The following is a 26,007-nucleotide window of genomic DNA, read 5'->3' as shown; positions in this document are numbered from 1 at the left end:
AGTTGGATATACTATGTACTACTTATTACAGGGAATGCTCTAATTTCAAATTCATTATAGCATAGAAATGTTTTATAAAGTAGAAATTATGAAGAAACTCTTAATAAAACTATTTATAAAGGAAGTATCTTATGAATAAAATATCAATCCAAAAGGATTCTAACTATATCGATCAATTACAAGCTGAGCTCGAAAAAGGAGAAGCCTTGTCTTCTTGGGAACTATTTTCAATGACGTACGAAGCTGAATTAACCTCGATGACACCTGAATTCCATGGTCTACGGTCGCTCGATTTCTTACCGCATGTGAATTTTATGGATCACCAGGTTTCAACCGCTCAACAGGTTATTGAACAGATGAATGGGCGGGCCATACTAGCAGATGAGGTTGGACTTGGAAAGACGATAGAAGCTGGCTTAGTCATGAAAGAGTATATGATTAGAGGATTAGTTAAAAAGATTTTAATCTTAGTTCCCGCTTCCCTTGTTAACCAATGGGAAAGAGAATTAAATGAAAAGTTTTACATACCTGCTATAGGTCATCGGAGAAACTATGCATGGGAAGAATACGATATTTTAATTTCATCGATGGACACAGCGAAGCGTTCTCCACATAGAGAGAAAATACTTGATATTGATTATGATTTAATTCTGATAGATGAAGCACATAAGCTAAAGAACCACAAAACAAAAAACTATGAGTTCGTACGTTCATTAAAAAAGAAATATTGTTTATTACTAACCGCTACACCTGTGCAAAATAAGCTTGTAGAGATATTTAACCTCGTCTCCATTCTTAAACCAGGGCATCTTGGTAATTATGATGACTTCCTTACTAAGTTTGGCAAAGATAGAACAAAGATGAAAGACGATCTATTTCTTAAGCAATTAGTTCAAAAGGTGATGGTTAGGAACACAAGAGCGGAAACCACCATTAAAAACACGAAACGGAATATCGAAACAGTCTGGCTGGAATTCTCTGAACCTGAAAAAGAAGTATACCAGTTACTGGAGAATAGTATTCACAAAAGCTCTTTCGCAAAAATAACCTATTTAAGAGAGTTCTGTTCCTCAAGAGAGGCATGCTACCTTTCATTAGCAAAACTTAATGATATAAATAATCCCAATGAATTAATTCAAACAATCACCAGTAAAATTGAAACACTTCCGCACCATAAAAAAGCTGAGAAGCTGGTTGAGTTGATAAAAGATATAGGAGATGAAAAGGTCATCGTTTTTACAGAGTATCGTGCTAGCCAATTGTACTTGCAATGGTATTTGCAACAGCATGGAATCTCTTCTGTCCCATTTCGCGGTGGCTTCAAACGCGGAAAGAAAGATTGGATGCGCCAATTGTTTGAAAACCATGCTCAAGTGCTCATCGCAACGGAAGCAGGAGGAGAAGGAATTAACCTTCAATTTTGTAACTATATGATTAATTATGACTTACCATGGAATCCAATGCGATTAGAGCAACGAATTGGTAGAATCCATCGTTATGGACAGGAGAAGGACGTTCACATATATAATTTTGCCATTAGAGAAACAATTGAGGAACATATAATGACATTACTTTATGAAAAAATAGAACTATTTGAGAAGGTTATCGGACATCTTGATAATATATTAGCTGAACTCGAAATAACCAACATGGAAAAAGAGATTGCAACTATATATTCCGAATCAGAATCAATGGGTGAAGCAAAAATTAAGCTTGATAATCTTTCACATGTCTTAAAGAACACGTTCCATACTGGATCTGAGGAGGAGCAATATGGCAATTGAAAACTTAAATGAATTTCTCGCTGGTTATTTCCAATCCCATCACTGTCAGTTGCTCAGTAATAAGAATGGCATCCTGCAGGTTCAACTAACCGAAGAGATGGACCGAGCATTAATGAACAGACCATTTTATTGGCATTATATTAAAAAAATGGGCCGTGAAGGGGAACCAAAACAGCTCACATTTATAACAAACCCTGACAAAAGAGAAGAACAAGGTGAATGGATTCATTTTGGCAGTCCTCGCCTGCAACAAATCCTTCGTCATTTAAAGCAAAATGAGAAATACACAAAGCTTTTTCAGCGTGTTGATCCACATGTTAATACCCCTATGTATCCCTGGCTTGTCGTCAATTTGAAAATAAGTTATAAGGGCAAACAGAAAAAAGAAGAAATATTCTCCCTAGGTTTACAAATGGTGACAGGTGAAATGAGAGCAGAGATGATGAATACACTTCGAACCATACCTTTACAGCAAACTATTTCTGACTATTGTTATACAATATCACCAATTATTCGTCTGAACAGTGGTTATAAGCGAATGGAGGCTGTAATAGACAACTACATTGAGAACCAAACTCATGAGTGGGCAAAAGCTTCCCTTTTAGCTATGAAGGAAGATATTGACACGCTAAAACACTTTTATGTTGAACAAACCGATATAGAAACAGAAACTATGGAAAAAGAAATTGCAGAGATTGAAGAGAGATATCGACCTGTTATCTCTTATGAGGTTATAAATGGCGGCATGTTTTATCTTTCCAAGGTGTAACCAAATGCGGAGAGCGGCTTACTAACGACCGTTGATTATAGATAACTTTTCATGGTTGTTAGGTATAATTCAGCTCCTTCCGCTCCCCTTAGTGAACTGCGCTCAACAGTGGGAAAGGCCGACTTGTTCCCGTCCTTTAAAAATAATGTAACAAAAGCCACCAGACAAGTTGTCATTCCTTGTCTGGTGGCGATAAATTAGAACCGTTTTATACATTTTTACTTTAATTATTTGCGCAGAAAGGTTTTGACTGCGAAAGGCAAAACGCCAAGCCAGCGTGAGCTGTATACTGGCCGAGGAACCTTTTCTTTCTTCTTCCTTTTTTTTCGTTCCTCCTGCGGCAAATCCAAATAGGCTACAACCTGTTCTGTCATAAATTTTAGATAATCGTTACCAGACACGCTCATCACCCTTACAGATCTTGTTTTGATTAGCTTGTCCAAATCCTTCTCGATTTATGCTAAAAAAATTAAATTAAAAGAAGGAATCTCACTAAACATGTCGAATCTAGTCGGTATGGTGCAATAATATGCAGGAGGTGAGTCCTTTGAAACACGCCACCGCACTATCCAAAAAGCTCTTCAACGAAGCATTCCGTCAATTAGCCACAGACATTCACTTCTATCCTTTTGAAACAGGTACAGATGTCTATTTTCGAATTCACGGCAAACGTGTGTATCACACTTCGCTTCCCACTTCCACTTATCGTTCCTTACTCTCTTATTACAAATTTGCTTCAGGTATGGACATTGGCGAGATTAGAAAACCACAAAACGGTACACTTACCCACCAAGCAATAGATAAATTAATTTCCCTTCGGCTCTCCACCCTCCCTGTAAAAGAAAATGAAAGCTTAGCAATACGACTACTTCCCGAGCAAAATCTATTGAAACTTGATCAGCTCTTTCTCTTTTCTTACCAATTACAAAAATTAAAAAAATGGGTGTCTAGCCGTTCTGGTATCATTCTATTTACAGGCCCGACAGGGAGTGGAAAGACGACCACTCTTTACGCATTACTTCAGACCATTCTTCAAGAAAAATCCTACCAAACCATCACTTTAGAGGACCCAATCGAAAGAAAAATGGATAATATGCTTCAGGTTCAGGTAAACGAAAAGGCTGGAGTTACTTATCAAGCAGGGCTTAAAGCAGCTTTAAGGCATGATCCAGATATTATTATGGTTGGTGAGATACGTGATTCCTTCACGGCTAAATTTGCATTTGACGCATCTCTAACAGGGCATTTAGTTTTCAGTACGCTTCATGCCAAAAATACCACAGGGACCATTCATAGATTGCTGGAAATGGGATTAAAACAAAGTGACTTGGAGCAATCCTTGCTGGCCGTAGCTTCACTCGAGCTACTCCCTTTACAGATCGACGGAACAACCAAGCGACGCGGAGCTATTATGGAATTACTTGAAGGAAAACAGTTGGAAGAGTCGATTCTTAATAGAAGCAGTAATATGGTAGAACGACTTCATTCCTTCGACCATTTAAGAAAGAAGGCTCTTGCTTATGGATTTATTTCCGAAAGTGTTTATAAAGAATTACAAACCTACTCATGAGATACAATTGGAATTCCTAACCAGATTGCATCGGCTTTTATCAATAGGATACCCTCTCATGCCTGCATTGGAGCGAACCAAGTGGGAAGATAGGTTTGTAAAGTTAGCTGACACAATAACTCAGGCATTAACAGCTGGGAAAACAATTGATGAAGCGTTTGAATTGGCAGCATTCCACCCACATATAGTCAGCCACCTCTATCTGAGCAGAACGACGGGGAACTTGGAGAAAAGCATAAGTAAGGCAGCAGACACATTCAGAGACCGCATATTCTATTTCAATAAGATCAAACAAATAACTAGATATCCTCTACTTCTTCTATTCATCTTTTGCATTCTGTTATTTCTCATGAAACAGATCGTACTTCCTTCCTTTTCTAGTCTGTTCCAATCAACCTCCGCCTCCTCCACCCTTGTTCTCTTTATGCTCCTAGTAGATTATGTAGTTTATCTCCTTGTCACAATGGCATTCATTGGATTGTTCATTGTTTTCCTTTGGCCAATTTACACGAGGAAAGTAACCACAAATACGCTTATCAAAATTTATCAATCCCTTCCCCTATGTCGCAGCTATATTAAGGCCCAGACATCCCTACTCTTTGCAGCACATTTCAGTTCTCTTCTAAAAACAGGCATTTCCTATTATGACATTGTTCAGCAGATGTCAGGATTAAAAAAACAACGTATCATTTCTTTCTATTCATCTTACTTAAAAGAAGAACTATCAAAAGGCTATACGATGTCTTCCTTACTAGCTTCTTTACCGCTATTTGATAAAAAACTATCTTTATTATTTAATCAAGATGCAAGTTCAGTGCACTTAACGCAAGACCTAGATATGTTTACAGAAGTATTAACAGAAGAAATGAAGCGGAGAGCCCTTAGACTTGTGACATATATCCAGCCAGTATTTTTCGTAGTACTAGCAGGCTTCATTATTTTTATTTATATAACAATCATGTGGCCAATGTACGAACTAATTAAAACGATATAAAAGACCTGCGGAAATATGTCAAGATAAAATTGATTAGATATTTGATTATCAAGGAACAAATCTTACAAATATAGCATCACGAAACTAGACCAGAAAAATGTAAATTACTGGAATTGTTTAAAAGGATCTAGAAGCTATTAATCCTTCATATATCTACGCTCCTTTCGGCGTGTAGATTTGGTTTTTGCGTAGTAGCGCATCAACCAAACGCACAATTTTTCTTGCGGTTAGAACGAGTGCTCTTTTGTGCTGATGTTTCGTTACTTCCCTGTACTTTTTCACATAATAATCTTTAAATTCGGGAACATGCCTTCTTATCGAGTTGGCGGCTTCTACAAGATAATATCGCAAGTATTGGTTTCCGTTGCATGAGATGGAAGTTTAGTACAGGCCTGTGTGTATGAAGATCAACACGTACACTGGGAAACAGTCTTTCTAATGCGCTTTGTCCGCTAGGAGAACCAGAATTTCCCCAAATGATCCTAAGACCATTATCTAAGAACATCACAGAGCGTCCAAGTGATTGATATAAATTCCTTGGAGCAGTAACGTAAAAGAAGTTACCTAGAGCGAAAGACGGCGACTCCTGTGGGAATAGCATGAGACTTGAGACCCCACAGCGAACGTTCTTTGTGAGCGAGGAGGCTCAAGCCATGCCCCACGGAAAGCGTCCGTCTGTAGTGAAAGGTAACGGTGTTTAACTGTTTTTTGACTTTAAAAATGAAAGAGAAAATAGGCAAAAAGTGAATGCCTAAATATACTATAAAAAGGAGACTTATCATGTTAAAAAACGAGCGCGGTTTTACACTAATTGAGATGCTAATCGTATTAATGATTATTTCGGTATTAATATTGCTCTTTATACCTAGTCTTAGCGGGAAGAGCGAAGAAGTGAACTCAACAGGCTGTGAAGCACTTGTAGCATTAGTCCAAGCCCAGGTTGATGCTTACTATTTAAACGAAAGAGAATATCCTGCTACACTCGCTATCCTTGTAGAAGGAGATTATATAACAACAGAACAAACAACTTGTAGTAATAACCTTTCTTTAGGATATTCAGATGGCAAGGTAACAGCACCTAGCTTGTAGGGCTTTGATATGAAAGAGGACGGCTTTACACTAATTGAGATGCTTATGGTGTTAGGTATAATCTCGACCTTAGTTTTACTCGCTTTCCCCTTACAGTTTAATGTATTAAAAGAACAGGAAGAAAAACAATTTTTAAAAACATTAGCGTCTGACGTTTTATATATCCAGCAACGTTCCACCCTAACAAGTGGGATGAATCGGATAACTTTTAATGAAAACAGCTATCGAATCATAGTAGATGGACGACCAAGTATGAATCGAGCCTATCCTAAAGGGCTGACTATTGATACACGAACAGATCGAAATATCACCTTCAATTATAATGGGAATATAAAAAATCCAAGAACACTTTATCTTGTCTCATCGCTAAACAGCTATAGGATGGTGTTTCCTTTTGGGAAGGGAAGATTTTATCTTGAAAGACAATAAAGGTTTTACCTTAATTGAAGTTCTTATTACAGTATCAATCCTATTAGGTGTTGTTATTACAGTGATCCCCTTACTTCAGTTACTAATACTTGAAGGCGAGACCCTTACAGACAGACGATATATGAACCAAGAATTACTTGATGAGCTACAGCCCTTTCTATGGTCACCTGGCCGTTCTCTCCCCCAATCTCAACATACAACCTTTCAAGGAAACGGAATGAAAGCCGTATACCATTTTACGCAAGAACGTGAATTGATAAAAGGATGTGTCGAATGGACGAATGTTAAAGAAAAAAGAGAAACAATCTGTTTATATGGTGTTTCTAGAAAGAAGTAGTGGATTCACCATGATCCAATCATTGTTAGCAATTAGCTTTCTCGCCTTAAGCCTCCCTTTTCTTGCCTCCCTTCTGAAAGCTGCCGACATACCTCTTCACGAACAGGAGCTTTCTATCCAACAATTCTTTACCTTTCTACAAGACGATGTAAAAAATGCAACTAGCTTTAAATTAAAAGATGCTGGTAAGATATTAGAACTCAACCTTGTCGGCGGAGCGAATACCACGCTTGAGAAATATGGTAACTTGATTCGTCGCAGGGTAAACAGCACGGGGCATGAGATTTATTTAAGAAATATAGCAAATCTCCGCTTTGAACCAGCTGCTTACGGATTTTCCATATTTGTTACGATGGAGGATGGTGAAACATTTGAAAAGACGATCATATGGTACGATGACGAATGAAAGGGGGTTTATTCTTCCCTATGTACTGGTAGTTCTTTCAATCATTTTTCTTTTGCTTTTTCACGGAACTGCAGGTTATCGTAATGAACTTCACATGACTGATATGCAAATGGAGCAAACAAGAATAGAAACACTTTTTCAATCTTCCAGGCAACTACTGATTGAAGAGATTAAAGTTACCGGTAATGTAACAGATCACGCCTCCTATCATTTTCCACATGGAGAGGTATTTATTAATATAGAGCGAATTAATGAAGCTACCTGTTTATTGGCCTTTACCATTAGGACTAAAGGAAATGATGTAAAAAATATTGAAAGCCCACTTGTGCTAAGCGGACTATTGGATTAGGTAATTCAAAAATCATAATTTATTATGAGTTGGTTATACTAAACAAAGGAAGGATTAATGATATGCAGATGCAATCGTTTACGGCTAAATTTCCCTTTATTTTGCAAATCTTTCTTTTGTTTAGCAAGATTCGTTTACAAGTAGCAGAAGGTCGTTTATAATAACAATGAAAAGGTTACCTAGAAGGAGGGGGAAGCATGGATCGTATGTTTCGCGTGCTTGCCTTTTGGACTGGCATATTCACCGTCATGTTATTTATCGGTGATATGCATGGAGCAGCTCTTCTTTTCCTGGTTCAAACGGCATTTTTCCTTACAGTAAGTTATTTGAAATTATCTGAGCGTATGTATATGTATTTATTCGGGGCTTATTGTACGGTATTTTTTATCGGCTTTACATGGTACTCGGAGTTTATACTAGTACCAGGCTTCGGACATTAAAAAGCAGGGCATCCAGTCAATTATTTTGACCGATGCCCTGTTTTTTAATGGTCAGGGAAAAAAGGATTTTGGTGCTTTTCAAACCCAATAGTGGTTTCCGGACCGTGACCTGGAAAGACAGTATAGCCGTCACTAAGGTTATATAACTTGTTTCGGATGCTTTTTTCTAGCACATTTATGTCCCCGCCAGTTAGATCCGTTCTTCCTATCCCTTGCTTGAATAGTACATCTCCACTAATCACGATAGACTGATCATGGAAAACAAAGCTTACACTCCCTGGCGAGTGTCCTGGTGTATGTCTAATCTCGAACGTAAAGCCATACATCTCCGTATCTCCTTCTTGGAGCTCATGTTCTGCCTCATAAGTGGTTATTTCTTGCCCCATAAGACCTAGTGAACCATTTAATGAAGCATCCTGTAGCCAATTTTTTTCCTCAGAGTGTAAATAAACATCTATTTGGTATTTTTCTCTTAATTCTTGGACTGCTCCTATATGGTCAAAATGAGCATGTGTTAATAAAATGGCTTTCGGAGTCAGTATAAGGTCTTCCATAAGTGCCATTACTTTTTCTGGATTTCCTCCTGGATCGATAATCAATGCATTTCCTTCGTTATGTATGATGTAACAATTTGTTCCTATAGGCCCTAATGGTAACACTTTCACTTCCATTTCTATCCCTCCAACTGGTTATAGCTATTCATTAATTTTTAGTCCATGTATTTCTCGACAAATGATACGAAATACTATAAAATAAATAATATATTGGGTTAGTTACATAATAGTATAAACGGTTGTCACTATCAATTTTATGAACTGAACAAGGGGGTTAACTAAGATGCATATCGTTTTGGCAATATTATTATTATTGGTTGCACTACTTGCAGTTGTATCTGTTATTCGTCAGCTTAAATACAAAAATTTCTTCGCTCTAGCTTTTTCCGCAATTGCTGCTGTTGCATTTGGATTTTTCTCTATAGCAACGCTTATCACTGAGATTTCGGGAATGAATTAAAATAAGAGTGAACAACAAAAAGTTCGTACGGTTATTTAACTCGTCCGGGCTTTTTTATTTAATCAGATTAACCTATTAAAAAACGGAGGATTCCTTGTGACTGCTCAGCAGTCCATGGTCCTCCGTTTTATTGTTATTTTTCTTTATCCTCAAGTTCAATAAACCGAAATAGATCTCCGTAAATCATGTCATCTGAATAAGCAAGTTCCTGATCTACTTTATCCGCAATAGGAGTACAAGCAGTCACCTCTTCATCAATTGAAACATCTAGAGAGGCTTCACTTTCCCCTTCTACTGGCTCACCTGTTTGGCGATCATAGCAAATACCGCTTGTATAAACAGAATCTTCATTTATAAAATCGCCATTTCTTAAGGCAATATAATCTTTTCGTTCATTTGAGAACAAATCATTTCCAAAGTATATATCATCTTCATTTTCAATCCCCAGCAAGCTTAGCATAGTCGGTTTGACATCAATCTGTCCTGATACCTCAGAACGTACTTCCCCTTTCCCGTGACCAGGGATATGAATAAAGAAAGGTACACGCTGAAGCTGAACATGATCAAAAGGAGTAATTTCTTCTTTTCCTAGATACTGACTCATCGCTTTATTGTGATTGGCGCTGATCCCATAATGATCTCCCATAATGATGATAATCGAATCTTCATATAATCCTGCAGCCTTTAACTCTTCGAAAAACTGTTCAATGGATTCATCCATATAACGGACTGTCGGGAAGAAATTATTTAAAGTAGTTGAGTTAGAATCATAAGATTCTATAGACTTATCTTCATCCGTTAACTCAAAAGGAAAGTGATTCGTCAGCGTTATAAATTTAGAGTAATATGGTTCCTTCAATGTCTTAATATGTTCAATAGATTGTTCGAAAAAAGGTTTATCTTTTAATCCCCAGCCTACAGAATTATCGTCTGTTACCTCATAAGCCTCTTTCCCATAAAACGCATCAATACCTAGGCTTTCGTACATCTGGTCTCTGTTCCAGAAACTTTTGTTATTTGCATGGAAAACATTAGAAGTGTAACCTTCTTGACCTAGAATTTCAGGCATTGCATTGTATTCATTTTGTCCATGTGTAAAGAAGACAGCCCCTCGTGACAAAGGGTACAGGGAGTTTTCAATCAAAAATTCAGAATCAGATGTTTTTCCCTGCTCTGTCTGATGATAGAAATTTTCAAAGTAATACGTGTCTTTGTCTTCTGTTAAGCTATTCAAAAATGGCGTAACTTCTTCCCCATTTACTTCATTATTGATTACAAAACTTTGTAAAGACTCGGCATTGATAAAGATGACGTTCTTATCTTCCGCAACCCCGAACATCTCTGATTTTTGATCAGCCTTAACATTATTCTCTACGTACTTCTTAATTTCAGGAATTTCATTGCCGTCCGCAAAAACTTTCTGTGTAGTTGCTTTTGTATTAATTGCAATGTCGTATATATGGTAGTTAAATAGCCCTATATTTTTCACAAGATATTCGCGGTCAAATGCACGCGTGAAAAGCTGCGGGCGCTCCATCTCCGCCAAAAAAAAGTTTCCTGCAAGTAGTACAAGTGACATTGCTAAAGCAAATACTTTTCCTCTCCTTGAAAAATCTATAATGAAACTATCTGCTCTTCTTTTGCTTAAATGCCATATTACTGCTACGTCGATAAACAATAAAATGTCATATGGTCTCATCAAGGATAAGATACTTTTCCCTAGATCAGCAGCATTACTTCCCTGTAATAACTGAGGAATGGTAATAAAATCGGCAAACGATCGATAAAACACAATATTAGCAAACACTATTAGGGAAGCAAGTAATGCTGTATACCGTATATACTTCATTTGTCTTGATTTTTTGTTGAACCAGACGCTAATCGAAAACAACAAAAAGGTTGAAACAAATGGATTTATAAATAGGATTAACTCTTGCATTATATTTTCAAGGTCGATATTAAATATAAAGCGGTAAACAATGTATGTTTTTACCCCAAATAATATAGTCGCAATGATAAATAAAGGCATTTTCTTTTGAATAAAGGTCATCTTTGTTTCCTCCTGCTTTTCCCTTTCAACATTGTCAAAATAACATATTTGTACATTAAGAATGTATTACTGTCACTAATTTTCAATTCCCCTGCCTTTACATTATAAACGCAAAGATAAATCCATGTATGATTTCTGTAAAGCACATATAAGTATATGACGTATTGAATATAATAAAAGTTTCAAAGCTACATAAAAAAATGAAGGATTATAATAATTTACAGGAAAAGGTAAAAAAACTAGAAAGAAACATGAAGAACTTTTTGTTTTACAAGGAAGGCCGCTCCTATAATGCCCGCATCATTTCCCAGCTCTGCAACCCTCATATCGCAAATGGAGCTTACCCTTTCAAGAGCATATTTTTCAAATGATGCCTTAATCGCATCAAGTAATTGATCTCCAGCTTTTGATACGCCACCGCCAATTAATACTTTGGACGGGTTAAGGAGAGCACCCATGTTAGCAATAACTAAACCAAGTACATCGGCAGTATAGTGAACAATAGAACTAGCTTCTTGATCTCCCAATGCCGCATAGTTGAAAATATCTTTAGCAGTTAAGACACCGTGATTTTCAAAATGTTCCACTAGTTTACTTTCACTATTACCCGTTTCAATTAACTCCATCGCCTGTCTTACAATTCCCGTGGCTGAAGCTATTGTTTCTAGGCAACCTGTTCTTCCACAGTTACAAGGTCTTCCAGCTGCTTCAATCGTCATATGTCCAATCTCACCAGCCATCCCATTTGCACCGTTTACAATCTCACCGTTCGCAATAATGCCGCCCCCTACACCAGTTCCAAGCGTAATGGCGATAACATTTTTCTCTTGACGACCTGCTCCCTGCCAATTCTCGCCTAGCACAGCAACATTGGCATCATTCTCTACAAAAACTGGGAGTCCTGAAAGTTGTTTCAAATGACCTGGTAAATCATATTCCTTCCAGCCAATATTGACTGCTTCGTAAATATAACCAGTATCTCCGTCAATAAACCCAGGTGCGCCTAAACCAATCCCTAATATATTATCTGATGAGATATTTGATTCAGATAGCTTTTGTTGGACAGAGTTCCAGACATCCTCCATAATACGCTGCCCACCATCTGATTTATCTGTTTTAATTTCCCATTTCTTATAAATATCCCCTTTTGCTGAAATAATACCTATCTTTACACTCGTCCCTCCAACATCAACCCCAACAATCCATTCGCTCTGAGTCATGTTAAGCGTTCCCCCTTCTTTCTTTTTCTACTTTAGATATTTCGCTTCGCAAAAGTAACTTGGCCATTGTATAATCTTCTCCACTAATAAAATCCCACTTATACAATTCTGTTAGTTCCATGTCCATTAATTCTAAGTCTCCCAATCGATCACCAGTATACACAAATGTACCGTATCGTTTAAGTAATTGTTGGACATCATAAATTGTTTTCATAAAAATCACCAAATTTAATTATAGCAAACTTTTTTTGTAATAGGAACTACATTAAATGCGGTTACCCACGGGGAAGCAATCTAATACACCTTTTCCTTGTTCCATGTCGGCATAACTCAGTTCATTACACATAAAAAACCGCAAGTACCCTGTTAGCGGTCAGGGTCCTGCGGATTCAAAAAGAGAGGTCTTCTGTTTTTTAATGGGATTGGTGCCCGTACAAAAATGTCCCGAAATGGACGATAGGAAAAAGGCAGGAACGGCCAAAAGTAAGGTATATGAAACGATTGCATTCTGGCAAGATAAAGAATCCAAAGTGTAATTCCAGTTACATATCCCATTACACCGAACAAAGAAGTACAAATTAATAAAAAGATACGTACGAGCCGATTTGCTAAACTCATTTCATAACTCGGTGTTGCGTAAGTTCCAATAGCAGCTACGGCCAAGTATAAAACAACTTCATTAGAGAACCATCCAACTTCCACAGAAATTTGTCCAATTAGTATGGCTGCCACTAGTCCCAGAGCAGTGGCTAAAGAAGATGGTGTATGAATGGCAGCCATGCGCAAGACATCAATTCCTATTTCTGCAATTATAAACTGTGCAATTATAGGCACAACGCCCATTTGGTTTGGGCCGATAAACTCTAATCCAGTTGGAAGCAGTTCAGGGTTTACAGAAAATAAATAGTATAGTGGAAGAATAAAAATTGAAGCGAATACAGCAATGAACCTTATCAGACGTAAATAGGCACCTACCAATGGCTTCTGCCGGTATTCTTCCGCGTGTTGCAGATGATGCCAATACGTTGCGGGTGTGATCATGACACTTGGTGAGCCATCGATGATAAGCAATACATGTCCCTCATAAAGGTGAGATGCAGCAGTGTCAGGTCTTTCTGTGTATCGAACTGTCGGGTATGGGTTCCAATAACGCCCACTAAGAAATTCTTCTATCGTTTTTTCGGCCATCGGTAGTCCGTCTGTATCGATTTTATCTAATACGCCTTTCAAATGTTCGACTCTATCCATATCTGCAATATCTTCAATATAACAAATACAAACATCTGTCAAAGAACGGCGCCCGACCTGGGTATATTCCATTCTTAGCGTTCGATCACGTACCCTTCTTCTTGTTAAAGCCGTATTGAATACAAGCGTTTCCACATATCCATCCCTAGATCCTCGTACTACTCTTTCTAAATCTGGTTCGGCAGGGGTTCTAGCGGGATATGTTCTGGCATCGATCATGATTACTTTATTAATACCTTCTACGATCAATGCGGAAGGCCCAGCAAGAATTTGCTTAGTAGCCAGGTTGAGATCATCCACCTGTTCTATCTCTACGTAGGGAATATACGTTTTAAGTAATTTGGCTAATGGATCAGGTTCAATATCTTCGGGCTCCAACTTTGCAAGTAACTTCATCAGAAGGTGGAGAATGTCATCTTTTGCAAATCCATCTATTAAAAACAGTGCCATTCTTCTTCCAGCGTACTCTAAATCCAGTTGTATAATATCAAAGCTTTTATCGACACCAAGTCTTTTTGATAAATATGCTACATTTTTATCATAGCTCGTGTACATGACTTTTTTTTCGTTCATTTCTTCTGACATATCCTCACCCAACTCTTTCTCTTCATAATGATAGTTTGACAAGCTGGGTTGTTTTCTATACATCTAACATATCTTCTATCCTAAATTCATACAATGGATTAGACAAGCTACTCTAGAGGGTGAATAGTTGATGAATAAATGGGGATTTCTTTCGATCATTATTGTTTCAATAAGTGCTGCTGTCATCATTTATATAATAAACATTCATACGTTGCCTGCCATAACCTATTTTCCTATAACAGAGGATCAGCGCTTTGAGAAAGTACAAACAGATATATCGCTGTTTTCGGAAAATGGGAATGATTCATATGAAATTATTTGGTCAGCAACCTCTGTAAGCGAAGCTCCAACCTATCTTAGGCAAGACGCTTCTCTATTATTCGATAATGGGAGACTACGTGGGGTAAGAAGTAAATGGAAGCAAGATACAGATAGTATCATAATGAAAGAACGGTTATTCCATGAAGACAGCAGCTTATTTCAAGCCATCACGTTTCACCACGGTGAGATTCATAAACAAGGTAAATCCATTCATAGTATGCAACAAATAACTGCAGATCAACTATATGTCATTGATTCTCCAACTACTGCCTTAGAATCATTTGAAAAACCACAGAATAATTATGAGGTGGAGTGGAAAAACCTCTTGGAAAAAACCACTCGTCAGCAGCTTTTATACCATTGGAATCAGCTATTTACTCATTTTGATATAGATAGTGGCAACTATCTATCAGTCCCTTTGACGAGCCTGGCTACTTATCAAACAGAACCACTACCTTCTTTAACACAGCAGGAAACAGACAAAATCATGGGGCAGTTATGGGAGGGGCTCTATAAGAATTATATTGTACCTGCCACAACGAAAAACAACAAAAAACCTACTAGCTACATCCCCATTATTCTTTTTAGTAAAGACCAAGATCATTTACTTGTCCTTTTTGAGCTAAATGGGAGAAAAAATCAGCTTATACAGAAGTACAGTCTTACTGAAAGCTAAAAAAAGTGCCTATGGCACTTTTTTATTTTATCCCCATAGATTTTCTCAGGAAATTCCTCGCCTTGATTGGTAGTAAGCTCCCCGCCAAAAATCCGAGGGAAATCCAAGTATTCCAAGCAAGAGACAACTGCCAGTGGAGGTCTGATTCGTTAATCTATCCTTTGCTAGGAAAGGTAGGAAACCCGCAGTAAATGCAGGTTTCACTATTTAACTATCTTATAATAAAAATTATTATCTTTGTAATTACCGAAGGCATCCTGCGAATAAGCTGGTACTTCTCCGTATAGTTCATACCCCTCTGATTGATAAAGCATGTTAGCTGAAGATCCCTTGGCTGTGTCCAATAATAGAAGCGTTCTCTTTTCTTGCTTGGCTGCTTGTTCGGCAAACTGAAGGAGTTTTCTCGCTACACCCTTCCTACTTGCTTCTGAATGTGTCATTAACTTGGCAATTTCGGCTCGGTGCATTCCATTCTCCTTATTTGCGAGGTGTAACTGAACTGTACCTACTACCTTACCGTCAAGGAGACAAATAAATAATTGAACCTGCTCGGATACAACATCTTTCCAGTAATGAATGGCTGTTTCGTAATGCATGGGATATAAATAATTAAGTGAAGCACCTTCAGCTACTACTTCTTGAAACAAAGTTGCCAATTCTTCCTGATAAGCAGCTATATCTTTTATTTCTACGATTTGCAACAGATTTACCCCCAACTCAAATTTTTTCTAAGTGAATGCCTCATTCTCTCATTGACCGCTAGCTTACTTGAAAAAAAGCAATAGATACTTTTTAAGGACTTTGTTCCAGTAATTGATCATATAAACTCTTAATATTTTCATCTTTAGGGTTAAGCTGACTAGCACGTTCAATCGCTTCTCTCGCCTCTGTCAAATCTCCCTTATTTGCATAAAGGACCGCCAAGTTATAGTGAGCCTCTGACAAGCTATTGTCAATTTCTATTGTTCTTTCAAGATCTGTCTCCGCCTCTTCTGATCGATCTAACTGTATATAAGCATACGACCGTTGAAAAAGCAGATTCGCCTCCAATTCTCCCTCTTTTGCCAGCCCCTCAGTGGCAACCTCTACAACTTCCTGAAACTTTTCCTGCTGTATAAGTTCATCTATTTGCATTAAATAATATTCTTGACTAGTTTCGTTATGCTGGATACCAAAAGCTACCAGCCCACTTAACAGTAAAAAATAGATTACCAATGCGCTAAGTTGGAGTGCAATCTTTTTCTTGTGTGGCAAATGGATAATGGCAGAAGCAATAAACCCTGCAGCAAGTCCACCTAAATGTGCACTATAATCAACTTGAGGCACTAGGAATCCAAAAACAATATTAATAGCTAGAATGATTAAGACGCCACGCCCCATTGTTTGAAAAAAGATTTTCTTATATATCACTCCGAAAAACAATAAGGCGCCAAATAAACCAAATAATGCACCTGAAGCACCGGCAGAAAGATTATAGGAAAAGGCAAAGCTTGCAAGTCCCCCTCCAATACCAGCTAGGAAGTAGATGAATAAAAATCTTGCTGATCCGTAGATTCTTTCTACAGTGGAACCTAGGTAATAAACAGCCAGCATATTCATCATTAAATGCAAAACCCCGATATGTAAAAACATCGAGCTTATTATTCTCCACCATTCTCCTTCAATAATTGCCGGATTGTATTTTGCCCCAGATTCAATAAGATTGTGAATATTGTCACTTCCACCTCGTACTTCCAACCAAATAAATAAAATAATATTTATCGCTAACAACAAATACGTTAAGAATGGTTTACCATAAAAAAATAGATTATCTACTTCTTTTTTCTTTGCAAAAAGTGCATCCTGTAATGCCTTTTTATAAATTAAAACAGCAGTTTCCTTCTCTTCATTGGACTTCCCCTCTAACGTTGGCTCCACTTCAAGTGAATGGAATAACCGTGACTTTTCTTCTTGGCTGTTTTCGTTAGTAATATAATAGACATTCATTTTCGTGGTATTTTTCTCTTTTAATTGCATAGGCTTTTTTAGAAATTCCCAGTCATCAACTGGTGGGTGTGAAGAAAAATAAACATTATGTATTGTAATAAATTTTCCAGTGATTACTTTACTCAATGCTTTACGTCGATGAAATGTAATCGCGATATCATTGCGTAAATGATTTTTCCAGTCGAATCCCTTATGTATAAGTCTAATCACATTGGAGTTTCGCTTCACATTTTGCTCTAGCCAAATTTCTTCCTCTTTATTATTTATATATAGTACCTCGAACTGGTGTTTCGTTACGAAGTGATGCGCCAGTTGATACATTGAATATTGTTCATCTAAGTACATGGTCTCCCCTCCTGCCTTTCCATCATACCAAACTTTTATATACTTATCCTGATAAAGTGCTCTCCATGCTAGTGATTTTTTGTGGGGAAATTACAAAAAAGAAGCTGACATGGCAGCTTCTTTTTTTACATCTCATTCGATTGTTGCTTTCCAAACAAACCAGGTAATATTTTCGATCGAATAGTTGGCATATTCATGGATAAGGTAACAGCAAGACGTCGTAAAAAACTAATTGCCAGTAATGTATTAACGATTCTGTATCGCCATTTATACACAATACCTATGATACCTAATATTCCTAATACAATTGTCGTAACTCGCATACACTTTTCACCTTCTCTTTCTTTAGATGGTGAACTTAGTTTGAGGTGGTTCATCATTATTTATACATCTAGCTTATTTGCTCTCTACCAAGATTTCTCTGCTGCTATGATATGTTGAACTGGAATATCAAAGGACTCTGCTGGTATTTGATCAACAAGTTGCTCGGAATGCATGAGTGAAGCTGTTACATTCGGATAATCGGCAAGATAACGGTCATAATATCCTCCACCAAAACCAATTCGGTAACCCCTTTTGTCAAAAACGAGACCTGGGACTAATAATAGCTGAATTTCCATTTTAGCCATTGGTTGTGTCACAGTTGGATTTGGCTCAAGCAAATTATAGTAAACTATCTCTAATTGATTAAATGACTCTAATTTATAAAAGGTAAGCGTCTTTTCCTTTGGCGAGCATTTCGGAACACATACGATTTTTTCAGCCTTCCAAGCTTCTTCAATAATCGGCTTGGTATCCCATTCCATTGCTTGGGAGACGGTTAACCCAATAGTAGTTACTTGCTCCCAAATAGAACTGGAAACCAATTGATCCTTAAGTTTATTTTCTGTTATGTATCTGTCTTCTTTACTAATCCCTTTTAAAAATTCTATCGATCTTGCACGCAATTCTGCTTTTGTCAAAACAATCAGCTCCCTAAAATAGAAATAAAACCCCTGCCATCAATGACAGGAGTTTCGTTTAAAACTATTTAGTCTCGCGGTGTAAAGTGTGTTTTTTAAGACGTGGACTATATTTCTTAAGCTCGATACGTTCAGGGTTCGTACGTTTGTTTTTTGTTGAAATATAGTTACGATCACCTGTTTCAGTACAAGCTAATGTAATGTTTACGCGCATAATTTTCCCTCCAAACTATAAGAAACTTGCTTATAGGCAGCTCAGCATTCATTTCAGACTTAATAATAATAGCAGAATTTCGCCAAACTATCAAGAAGTAACAAAAAAAATATTTTAACTCTCTATAATTCTTTTACGTGGATTACTGCCACATCTCTTTTTATTTAGATGGTAAAACATATTTCTCATTATTATTATTCTTTTCAATTAAATTTATTATTTTAAAAAGCCTTTATGATAGATTATGAGCGGGTAATTATTTAGCTCAATCTATGATTCCACCAAGCATTGTTTATTCGGATTTCGTTTTGAAACCATATATTTACTATGGTCTACTGCTTGTTTATATGATATAACTAGTAATGTAGAATAAAAGCGAAATGACTCAAATTAAGCATTTCTGATAATAAGGAGGTTGAAAAATGTTATTCGCAGTCATTGCTATTCTTGTGGTTGCTATTGTGTTATTCGTTCTGTCTTTCTTTATGAATGACCGTTTGGAAGATTTGGAAAGCCAGCTCGAGCAATTTTCTATTTCAACAATGCAAGATACATATCAAATGAAGAAGAAGATTAAGATTTTGGAAGAAGAATTACTTACTGAAAACTATCCAGAAGACTTAACTAAAAGCAATTGATCCAAAAGGTAACAATCTGTATTTGAAAAGGAGAAACCAATGAAACAAAGTGTACGATCGTTTGCTATAGGGTTATTTACTGCAGGTATACTGCTACTTGGCGGGATATTCTTTTTTGGTACCGGTGGAGAGAAAGTAGAGGATTTAGCTGCAGAGGACCTAATCGACCTTGTTGAACAAAAAGGCTACTATGTCTTAAATAAAGAAGAATATATTGCTGCTTCGGTTGGAGATGAAAGCAAAACAGCTTCCGCTGAAACTAATTCTAAAGAAGAGGATGCTTCGAAAGATAAAGAAGACGAAGCAACTGAGAATGCTGAAGCCAAAGAAGAAAACTCTGATGAAAATGATAGCGAAAAAGCAGAAAAGGAAGAAGAAAAGGAAAAAACTTCCTATAAGTTAAAGATAAAAGAAGGAATGGCCTCTTCTGATATCAGCTCTGTATTAGAAAATAACGATATTATTGATGATGCAGGAGAGTTTAATGAATACTTGATAGATAATGATTATCACCTGAAAGTACAAATAGGTGAATATGAACTTACCACTGGCATGAGCCATTATGAAGTAGCTGAGGCAATTACAAAATAAGCAGTATGGCAGGTTTTAACTGCCATACTGCTTTTAATTTAAATTATAATTTTCACCTTTAACAAGGAACAAAATACTTTCCCCGATGTTCGTGATATGGTCCGCATAGCGCTCCAAATATCTAGCGCAAAATGAGACTTGCATAACATATTGAATTTTGTCAGGATTTGTAGCTGTTTCACCAAGCAATTCACTGATAATTAATTTGTACAATCGGTCCACTTTATCGTCCATCGCAGATAGACTGCTTGCAAGTGTTATATCTTCTTCTCTAAATGCTTTTAAAGCCGTGTGAAGCATGTCTTTAGCAATTTCATGCATCTTCTTTAATCCTTCTGGTAATACAACCTCATTATATTCACCTAAATAGATCGTAGCATTGGCAATATTTTTTGCGTTATCTGCCATACGTTCCAAATCTGTTACAATCCTTAAAGCAATAATGAGCCTTCTCAAGTCTGTTGCTACCGGTTGTTGCTTTGCAATAAGTAAAATGGTTTTATCATTAATTTCAATTTCCAACCTGTCAATATTATGATCCTGTTCAATAATTGCCTTAGCTTGCTCTGTGTCTTTGTTAAATAATGCGTTAATTGCATTCTCTAATGCTTCCTCGGCTGCATCTGCTAACCGGATGATATCATTATTTATCTCTTCCAGTTCATGGTGAAACTGTCCACGTGTTGCCATGGAATCCCCCCCTATTCTGTCTAACATACTATAAGGGTAACAGGTAAGTATTAAGCTACTATTTACTCTTTGTAAAATTTTCGTAAACAAAAACAGCCCTCCTCCGCAGGTGAGCTGTTTTTCTACTTAGTTTTCTTCTTCCTCACTATCTTCATCATTTCCATCTTTCATATCAAAATATGCATCGAGAATGCGTGAAGCCATATTATGCTGGATACGGTACTCACTTGTTCCTGTATTCGGCGCGATAACCGCAAACGCCACTTCCGGATCATCATAAGGAGCATAACCAACTAATGAAAGGTTCTCAGTATAAACCAAATTACCGTTCTCATCTTTTACAGAACTTTCTGCAGTTCCTGTCTTGGCTGCTGGCATATAATCTTTATTTGCAAGTTCGCTGGCAGTCCCAACAGTAGCCACAAGACGGAAGCCTTGTTGTACTCTATCAATATAAGATTGGTCCATCTCAATTTTATTTAGCACTTCAGTATTCTCAGTACGATAAACCGAACCTAATTGTTCTTCAGAAGTTCCAGGCTCGCGGATCTCTTTTAGAAAATGTGGTCGTACACGGTACCCATCGTTTGCTATAGTTGACACATATTGGGCCATTTGCATTGCTGTGAATGAGTCATATTGTCCAATGGCATAGTCCATTAGCAAACCAGGGCTATTTCCAGATTCCCCTACATAACCTACACTTTCATAAGGATAGTCAATTCCAGTCTTTACCCCTAAACCGAATTGTTGGAAGTAGTTGCGCATCTGCTGCCATGCAGAAGAATCGAACGACGCTTTGCTGCCATTAGGAAAAGGATACCTATTTTCTCCTCCCATTTTCAAAGCAATATAAAACATATAAACGTTAGAAGATTTTTGTAAAGCTAGTAGGTCATTTACAGACCCCAATTCACTGTAGGAACCCTTCGGCTTCAATGTTCCAATCTTAATTGGTCTGTCATAGAAATACTGTCCAGGAGTAATTACTCCTGATTGTAACCCAGCTAGAACGGTTGCACCTTTTACTGTAGAACCAGGGAGGTTGGCGTTATATAAGGTTCTTAACTCAGCATTTTTATATTCTCCATCAACATATGCTTGCCCACTCGCTGCTAGAATTTCACCGGTTTTCGGATTCATTACAACAGCAATTGCGTCCTCTAACGTTCTGTTGGCATAAGGATGCTTTTCTTTAGCTGCTTTTAACTCTTCACGAACAATCTTGTCAACTTCTTCTTGAAACTCCATATCAACTGTGAGTACGAGATCTTTTCCTCGTTCCCCTTCTACAATTGTTTTAGAGTCAATAACTCTTCCTGACTTGGTTGTCGTATATTGAATCTGCTCTTTTCTGCCACGAAGAGATTCTTCATAATATTCTTCCAGACCACTCTTGCCGACACGGTCATTTCTGCTATAACCTCTTGTCATGTAATAGTCTTCACTTTCAGCTGGAATACCCTGTTCCTGTGAAGTAATGGAACCGAGTAAGCCTTTGAAAGTGTCCTTGTATGGATATTCTCTGTCCCAATCAGTCGTTGCATTAACACCAGGTAATTCACCAAGATGCTCCGCCACCTGGGCATATTCTTTTGCTGTAACATCTTCATTTTTAACAATTTGTGGTGTTAAAGAATAAGCTTTGTCTAACTCTTTTTTTATTGCAATGACTTCTAACTCTTGCTTCGAAAATTTATCTTGATCTATGTCTTCCTCTGGAATACGCTCTAAAACAAGCTTATAGAAATCAGAATTACTAAGCTCCTTTTGTTCTTCAGCAGTTACGCGGTCTTCTGCTTTGTCAATGTCTTGTAAATATATATATTCCTGTATGTTTCTTTCCGTAATCCCGTCTAAATAATCTTCACTATCCATGGAAATAAATGTTGCAAGTTTTTTAGCAACCTTTAGCCTATCTTCAGCCTGGGTCCCTTTTGCTGGTGTATAGGTAATGGAATAAAGTGGTTTATTATCGACCACCACATTGTGATTAGCGTCATAAATTTTCCCGCGCGGTACTGGTATTTTTGTGGTGTCTTGAATCGTTCTGTCAATTTCCTCCTGAAATGCTTCCCCATTTAGTATTTGCACAACACCAAGCTGCATAATCAGTACGGAAAACATAAGAAACACAACAAAAAACAATATGTTAATCCGAAAGGGAAGTTGTGCTTTTTTCTTTCTTTTCTTATTACCCATCGCTTCTCCCCCATAATAAAAATAGTCATATATTTTTATTATAACACGTCTGATAGTATAATCTAAATGGATTTATCGGTTTTTTTCATCTGTTATTTGATCTTTTATTAAGACCTCTTTCTTTTGCTTTGTTCCGAGGTAAATATTCTTAACAAAAAAGTAGATGATCAAGTGTCCGCTCCCAAGAATTATAAGCAAAACTGGAATCACTTGCTTTGCTGAGAACAGCATAACTGCTCCTAAGAAGAGGACAATAGAAGCAACTCTTCCCAAATTTACAAATAGTTCTCTTACAACAATGTACTCCACGCGCATCTCCTTGGCTTTCCAAGCCTTACCAATCACATCATACGTCATGGAGACGTATGGGACATTAATGATCGGGTAAGCAATTCCAATAAAAACAGCATATATGATTAATTGGACGTAACCTAAATTAAACAGGATAATAAAGGTGGAGAAAAAGAGAATTAGTCCACCAAGTAAAATCGCTTTTTTGCGCAGTTTATTTTTAATAAACTTTGTTGCGATGAAATAAAACACAAAAGAGAGCCCTGATAAGACTAAGTTGAACATACCAAGTGAAAATTCACTTTGGGTTATCAAGAAAACCCATATAGAAATAATAAAAGCAAAAATACCCTCACGAAGTCCCTGAAAAGTGTGCGCATGTAAGATCCTTCGCCAATTCTTATTATGATGACGCTCCTGTAAGATTCTTCTAAAGTGAAAGCTTCCTTCAGCTCTTCGCCTATTAAGAAAAAAGCTACAAGCGACCGCCAAAATAAACAGGATAAAGGAAATTGTAAAGATGGTCGTGTACCCAATATTTGCTTCCATACGAGCAATAATTATCCCGGCCAGCAACGGGCCAATCATACCACCAAAGGACTGAAGCACCCCTAGGAAGCCATTAAAAAAGTCACGTGTTTCAGGTTCCGTAATTTCAAAAGTAAGTACATTAAAAGCAAGCCAGTAGAAGCCATAACCAATCCCTAGTAGGCTCCCTAATAAAAAATTGTACTTTGAAGCTTGTTCTCCAATAAGAAGAACACTTAGAAAAAATATGGACAGAAAGATTACTCCAAGCCGGAGGACGACCACCCTATCCACTTTTTTAGCTAATTTCCCCGCTAAAATAAATGTAGCGGGTTGAAATAGGTATATGGCCAGGTTGTAGATGGCAATCGTAATATAATCACCCGACTGCTTCCACAAATATATGTTTACAAAAGTATTGGACAAGAATATTCCAAGAGAATACAATCCGCCAATAACAAGTAAAAAAAGTAGATCTTTATTTATATCTAATTTCTCTTGGTAAAATTGTATAGCCTTCCGCATGAATCATACTCCTTCATGAATCCTTTCTTAGTTTGAACAGAAGTAATGGAGATATGCAGTATGCTTTTTACTAATCCATATTCAAAGAGCGCAAGGCTCTATGCCTTGCGCTCTTTGAATTAAAGACTATTTTTATTTTGCTTCATTGTAGTTTTTGTTTACTTGATCCCAGTTAACTACATTCCAGAATGCAGATACATAATCAGGGCGTTTGTTTTGATATTTCAAGTAATAAGCATGCTCCCAAACATCAAGACCTAATAGAGGAGTTTTTCCATCCATTAGAGGTGTATCCTGATTTGGTGTGCTTGTTACTTCAAGCTCTCCATTGTTAAGAACTAGCCATGCCCAGCCGGATCCAAAGCGAGTTGTTGCAGCATTTTCAAATTCTTCCTTGAATTTGTCAAAGCTGCCAAACTTACTGTTTAGTTTATCTGCAAGTTCACCTGATGGCTCGCCGCCACCATTTGGTGATAATACGTTCCAGAATAAAGTATGGTTTGCATGTCCGCCACCATTATTGCGAACGGCAGTGCGTGCGCTTTCTGGTACAGCATCTAAATTGCTTAAAAGGTCTTCTAATGATTTATTTTGAAGATCTGCATGCCCTTCTAATGCTCCGTTAAGCTTCGTAACATAAGTGTTATGATGCTTCGTGTGGTGAATGTTCATTGTCTCTTTGTCGATAGTTGGTTCTAACGCGTCGTATGCGTATGGTAGTTCTGGTAATTCAAATTTTGCCATAATTAATGTTCCTCCTCTAATAAATATGTTTATTAAAAGGAATGTATCCACCCTTTATGGAAAGAGTATCAAAGCATGCATGCAGTTGCAACTAATATGCATGAGTACCAAATTTAAACTTCCAGAAACAAGTCCCCTATTTCTACTCAAAATTTACGTCGCTTCTATGTAGGTAACTTTTGAAAACACAAAAAAACAGGCCTTCGCCTGAGAATCATTTTAAAATGGTGGCTCGGGACGGAATCGAACCGCCGACACAGGGATTTTCAGTCCCTTGCTCTACCGACTGAGCTACCGAGCCATTTTTATAGTATATTATTATTTTGTTTCCTTCAGCTTAAGAAGTTTCGGTGCATTGCTTCGTAGTTTTGTGCTCGTCGTGTTGCATGCTAAACCAAGGAGTCGCACTCCTCGCAAGCCTGCACATAGTAGTATTTCGATGAAGTTACGGCTTGCTCTACCGACTGAGCTACCGAGCCATTTAGGATATTAAATTGTTTTCTTCCTTCTTAAGAAGTTTTTATCCAAAGTATGTATGGAGGAGGTAGAGGGATTCGAACCCCCGCGCGGTTTGACCCGCCTGTCGGTTTTCAAGACCGATCCCTTCAGCCAGACTTGGGTATACCTCCGAGTTTTTATGGTGGACCCTGCAGGACTCGAACCTGCGACCGATCGGTTATGAGCCGATAGCTCTAACCAACTGAGCTAAGGGTCCTTTGCTTTTATATTTATGGGGCGACCGGTGGGGATTGAACCCACGAATGCCGGAGCCACAATCCGGTGCGTTAACCACTTCGCCACGACCGCCATAAATTTATGAAATTGGTGGCGGCGGAGGGGATCGAACCCCCGACCTCACGGGTATGAACCGTACGCTCTCGCCAGCTGAGCTACACCGCCATGTTTATCTTGTTAGTAGTGACTGCTAGGATACAATGTAACCTAATTACCTTGTCTTTTTTGTTACGCGTTGTTTCGGCGACAAGATATAATTTACCACGTTCGACAAA

The 26,007-nt window shown here is 37.6% G+C and carries 29 protein-coding genes, 5 tRNA genes and 1 pseudogene; 14 read left to right on the top strand and 21 right to left on the bottom strand.

Translation table 11 applies throughout. The features are described 5' to 3' along the window. The first annotated feature begins 131 nt into the window (after nucleotides 1–131). Both K3T81_RS06160 and K3T81_RS06155 read left to right on the top strand, forming a co-directional pair. Nucleotides 132–1,784, top strand: coding sequence for a DEAD/DEAH box helicase (locus tag K3T81_RS06160; RefSeq protein ID WP_238018882.1), 1,653 nt, complete (start codon nucleotides 132–134; stop codon nucleotides 1,782–1,784). After that, nucleotides 1,774–2,553, top strand: coding sequence for a YqhG family protein (locus tag K3T81_RS06155; protein ID WP_238018881.1), 780 nt, complete (start codon nucleotides 1,774–1,776; stop codon nucleotides 2,551–2,553). Before K3T81_RS06160 ends, K3T81_RS06155 begins: the two co-directional genes overlap by 11 nt. Nucleotides 2,554–2,780: 227 nt before the next feature. On the opposite strand, the gene K3T81_RS06150 is transcribed toward K3T81_RS06155, so the two are convergent. Continuing rightward, nucleotides 2,781–2,960 (bottom strand): YqzE family protein, encoded by a 180-nt coding sequence (locus K3T81_RS06150; protein WP_249226087.1) that lies wholly within the window; start codon nucleotides 2,958–2,960, stop codon nucleotides 2,781–2,783. Nucleotides 2,961–3,100: 140 nt separating this feature from the next. Here K3T81_RS06150 and comGA point away from each other — a divergent pair, with 140 nt between their 5' ends. Both comGA and K3T81_RS06140 read left to right on the top strand, forming a co-directional pair. Next, on the top strand, nucleotides 3,101–4,123 hold the full coding sequence (comGA, locus tag K3T81_RS06145; RefSeq protein WP_238018879.1) for a competence type IV pilus ATPase ComGA: 1,023 nt from the start codon (nucleotides 3,101–3,103) through the stop codon (nucleotides 4,121–4,123). Continuing rightward, nucleotides 4,074–5,117 (top strand): type II secretion system F family protein, encoded by a 1,044-nt coding sequence (locus K3T81_RS06140; protein ID WP_275949819.1) that lies wholly within the window; start codon nucleotides 4,074–4,076, stop codon nucleotides 5,115–5,117. Before comGA ends, K3T81_RS06140 begins: the two co-directional genes overlap by 50 nt. A gap of 153 nt (nucleotides 5,118–5,270) precedes the next feature. Here the strand turns inward: K3T81_RS06140 and K3T81_RS06135 are convergent. Beyond that, nucleotides 5,271–5,483, bottom strand: a pseudogene (locus K3T81_RS06135) (IS110 family transposase); the annotation flags it as partial. Nucleotides 5,484–5,897: 414 nt separating this feature from the next. Between K3T81_RS06135 and comGC the strand changes: the two are divergent. The 6 genes from comGC to K3T81_RS06105 all read left to right on the top strand — a co-directional run bounded on the left by comGC (nucleotide 5,898) and on the right by K3T81_RS06105 (nucleotide 8,167). Further along, on the top strand, nucleotides 5,898–6,206 hold the full coding sequence (gene comGC / locus K3T81_RS06130) for a competence type IV pilus major pilin ComGC (RefSeq protein WP_238018877.1): 309 nt from the start codon (nucleotides 5,898–5,900) through the stop codon (nucleotides 6,204–6,206). A gap of 9 nt (nucleotides 6,207–6,215) precedes the next feature. Continuing rightward, nucleotides 6,216–6,635 (top strand): competence type IV pilus minor pilin ComGD, encoded by a 420-nt coding sequence (comGD, locus tag K3T81_RS06125; RefSeq protein WP_238018876.1) that lies wholly within the window; start codon nucleotides 6,216–6,218, stop codon nucleotides 6,633–6,635. Next, the gene (locus K3T81_RS06120; protein WP_238018875.1) at nucleotides 6,622–6,972 is read left to right on the top strand and encodes a type II secretion system protein; all 351 of its coding nucleotides are present in this window, start codon (nucleotides 6,622–6,624) and stop codon (nucleotides 6,970–6,972) included. Before comGD ends, K3T81_RS06120 begins: the two co-directional genes overlap by 14 nt. Beyond that, entirely contained in the window at nucleotides 6,917–7,378 is a 462-nt protein-coding gene (locus tag K3T81_RS06115; protein WP_238018873.1) for a ComGF family competence protein, read from the top strand. Before K3T81_RS06120 ends, K3T81_RS06115 begins: the two co-directional genes overlap by 56 nt. Next, entirely contained in the window at nucleotides 7,344–7,727 is a 384-nt protein-coding gene (locus K3T81_RS06110) for a hypothetical protein (RefSeq protein ID WP_238018871.1), read from the top strand. The genes K3T81_RS06115 and K3T81_RS06110 overlap by 35 nt, the downstream gene beginning before the upstream one ends. 197 nt (nucleotides 7,728–7,924) lie before the next feature. Then, the gene (locus K3T81_RS06105) at nucleotides 7,925–8,167 is read left to right on the top strand and encodes a DUF2626 domain-containing protein (protein ID WP_036572606.1); all 243 of its coding nucleotides are present in this window, start codon (nucleotides 7,925–7,927) and stop codon (nucleotides 8,165–8,167) included. A 44-nt stretch (nucleotides 8,168–8,211) separates the two neighbouring features. On the opposite strand, the gene K3T81_RS06100 is transcribed toward K3T81_RS06105, so the two are convergent. Then, nucleotides 8,212–8,838, bottom strand: coding sequence for an MBL fold metallo-hydrolase (locus K3T81_RS06100; RefSeq protein ID WP_238018869.1), 627 nt, complete (start codon nucleotides 8,836–8,838; stop codon nucleotides 8,212–8,214). A 166-nt stretch (nucleotides 8,839–9,004) separates the two neighbouring features. On the opposite strand from K3T81_RS06100, the gene K3T81_RS06095 reads away from it, so the two are divergent. Beyond that, nucleotides 9,005–9,181, top strand: coding sequence for a DUF2759 family protein (locus tag K3T81_RS06095; protein ID WP_081779330.1), 177 nt, complete (start codon nucleotides 9,005–9,007; stop codon nucleotides 9,179–9,181). A 133-nt stretch (nucleotides 9,182–9,314) separates the two neighbouring features. On the opposite strand, the gene K3T81_RS06090 is transcribed toward K3T81_RS06095, so the two are convergent. The 4 genes from K3T81_RS06090 to K3T81_RS06075 form a co-directional block, all read right to left on the bottom strand. Continuing rightward, entirely contained in the window at nucleotides 9,315–11,231 is a 1,917-nt protein-coding gene (locus tag K3T81_RS06090; protein WP_238018867.1) for an LTA synthase family protein, read from the bottom strand. Between the two features lie 239 nt (nucleotides 11,232–11,470). Next, entirely contained in the window at nucleotides 11,471–12,451 is a 981-nt protein-coding gene (locus tag K3T81_RS06085) for an ROK family glucokinase (protein WP_238018865.1), read from the bottom strand. Between the two features lies 1 nt (nucleotide 12,452). Further along, nucleotides 12,453–12,665, bottom strand: a complete 213-nt coding sequence (locus K3T81_RS06080) for a YqgQ family protein (RefSeq protein ID WP_238018864.1) — start codon at nucleotides 12,663–12,665, stop codon at nucleotides 12,453–12,455. A 152-nt stretch (nucleotides 12,666–12,817) separates the two neighbouring features. After that, nucleotides 12,818–14,272: a spore germination protein gene (locus K3T81_RS06075; RefSeq protein ID WP_238019039.1), complete on the bottom strand. Its 1,455-nt coding sequence runs from the start codon at nucleotides 14,270–14,272 to the stop codon at nucleotides 12,818–12,820. A 142-nt stretch (nucleotides 14,273–14,414) separates the two neighbouring features. Here K3T81_RS06075 and K3T81_RS06070 point away from each other — a divergent pair, with 142 nt between their 5' ends. Beyond that, nucleotides 14,415–15,281, top strand: a complete 867-nt coding sequence (locus K3T81_RS06070; RefSeq protein ID WP_238018862.1) for a hypothetical protein — start codon at nucleotides 14,415–14,417, stop codon at nucleotides 15,279–15,281. A gap of 203 nt (nucleotides 15,282–15,484) precedes the next feature. Here K3T81_RS06070 and K3T81_RS06065 read toward each other — a convergent pair whose 3' ends face one another. The 5 genes from K3T81_RS06065 to rpmG form a co-directional block, all read right to left on the bottom strand. Beyond that, nucleotides 15,485–15,982 (bottom strand): GNAT family N-acetyltransferase, encoded by a 498-nt coding sequence (locus K3T81_RS06065; protein ID WP_238018860.1) that lies wholly within the window; start codon nucleotides 15,980–15,982, stop codon nucleotides 15,485–15,487. Nucleotides 15,983–16,073: 91 nt separating this feature from the next. Continuing rightward, the gene (locus tag K3T81_RS06060; protein ID WP_238018858.1) at nucleotides 16,074–17,612 is read right to left on the bottom strand and encodes a rhomboid family protein; all 1,539 of its coding nucleotides are present in this window, start codon (nucleotides 17,610–17,612) and stop codon (nucleotides 16,074–16,076) included. A gap of 125 nt (nucleotides 17,613–17,737) precedes the next feature. Further along, the gene (locus K3T81_RS06055; protein ID WP_036572586.1) at nucleotides 17,738–17,935 is read right to left on the bottom strand and encodes a hypothetical protein; all 198 of its coding nucleotides are present in this window, start codon (nucleotides 17,933–17,935) and stop codon (nucleotides 17,738–17,740) included. Between the two features lie 84 nt (nucleotides 17,936–18,019). Beyond that, nucleotides 18,020–18,574 carry a 5-formyltetrahydrofolate cyclo-ligase gene (locus K3T81_RS06050; protein WP_238018855.1) on the bottom strand — a complete coding sequence of 185 codons (555 nt, stop codon included), beginning with the start codon at nucleotides 18,572–18,574 and terminating at the stop codon, nucleotides 18,020–18,022. Nucleotides 18,575–18,638: 64 nt separating this feature from the next. Continuing rightward, entirely contained in the window at nucleotides 18,639–18,788 is a 150-nt protein-coding gene (rpmG, locus tag K3T81_RS06045) for a 50S ribosomal protein L33 (protein ID WP_011066322.1), read from the bottom strand. Between the two features lie 422 nt (nucleotides 18,789–19,210). Between rpmG and K3T81_RS06040 the strand changes: the two genes are divergently transcribed. Together K3T81_RS06040 and K3T81_RS06035 are read left to right on the top strand one after the other, a co-directional pair. Then, the gene (locus K3T81_RS06040; protein ID WP_036572581.1) at nucleotides 19,211–19,426 is read left to right on the top strand and encodes a hypothetical protein; all 216 of its coding nucleotides are present in this window, start codon (nucleotides 19,211–19,213) and stop codon (nucleotides 19,424–19,426) included. A 39-nt stretch (nucleotides 19,427–19,465) separates the two neighbouring features. Further along, nucleotides 19,466–20,017 carry an endolytic transglycosylase MltG gene (locus K3T81_RS06035; RefSeq protein WP_238018853.1) on the top strand — a complete coding sequence of 184 codons (552 nt, stop codon included), beginning with the start codon at nucleotides 19,466–19,468 and terminating at the stop codon, nucleotides 20,015–20,017. 33 nt (nucleotides 20,018–20,050) lie between these two features. Here K3T81_RS06035 and phoU read toward each other — a convergent pair whose 3' ends face one another. From phoU to K3T81_RS05990, 9 genes are all read right to left on the bottom strand, one after another. Beyond that, nucleotides 20,051–20,707 (bottom strand): phosphate signaling complex protein PhoU, encoded by a 657-nt coding sequence (gene phoU, locus K3T81_RS06030; RefSeq protein ID WP_036572576.1) that lies wholly within the window; start codon nucleotides 20,705–20,707, stop codon nucleotides 20,051–20,053. A gap of 126 nt (nucleotides 20,708–20,833) precedes the next feature. Next, entirely contained in the window at nucleotides 20,834–22,909 is a 2,076-nt protein-coding gene (locus K3T81_RS06025; RefSeq protein WP_238018851.1) for a peptidoglycan D,D-transpeptidase FtsI family protein, read from the bottom strand. 72 nt (nucleotides 22,910–22,981) lie between these two features. Continuing rightward, nucleotides 22,982–24,253 carry an MFS transporter gene (locus K3T81_RS06020; protein WP_106896940.1) on the bottom strand — a complete coding sequence of 424 codons (1,272 nt, stop codon included), beginning with the start codon at nucleotides 24,251–24,253 and terminating at the stop codon, nucleotides 22,982–22,984. Nucleotides 24,254–24,385: 132 nt separating this feature from the next. Then, on the bottom strand, nucleotides 24,386–24,997 hold the full coding sequence (locus tag K3T81_RS06015) for a superoxide dismutase (protein ID WP_036572569.1): 612 nt from the start codon (nucleotides 24,995–24,997) through the stop codon (nucleotides 24,386–24,388). A 225-nt stretch (nucleotides 24,998–25,222) separates the two neighbouring features. Further along, a tRNA-Phe gene (locus tag K3T81_RS06010) sits at nucleotides 25,223–25,298 on the bottom strand. Between the two features lie 235 nt (nucleotides 25,299–25,533). Then, a tRNA-Ser gene (locus tag K3T81_RS06005) sits at nucleotides 25,534–25,626 on the bottom strand. 9 nt (nucleotides 25,627–25,635) lie between these two features. Beyond that, nucleotides 25,636–25,712 (bottom strand) — tRNA-Ile (locus tag K3T81_RS06000). Nucleotides 25,713–25,728: 16 nt separating this feature from the next. Continuing rightward, nucleotides 25,729–25,804, bottom strand: a tRNA-His gene (locus K3T81_RS05995). Between the two features lie 16 nt (nucleotides 25,805–25,820). Then, a tRNA-Met gene (locus tag K3T81_RS05990) sits at nucleotides 25,821–25,897 on the bottom strand. Nucleotides 25,898–26,007: the final 110 nt, after the last annotated feature.

Origin of the sequence: Oceanobacillus jordanicus (assembly GCF_022095695.1) — a bacterium.
Taxonomy (GTDB): Bacteria; Bacillota; Bacilli; order Bacillales; family Amphibacillaceae; genus Oceanobacillus_B; species Oceanobacillus_B jordanicus.
The sequence above is the reverse complement of the archived record's forward strand: the minus strand, read 5'-3'. Positions and strand labels throughout refer to the sequence as shown.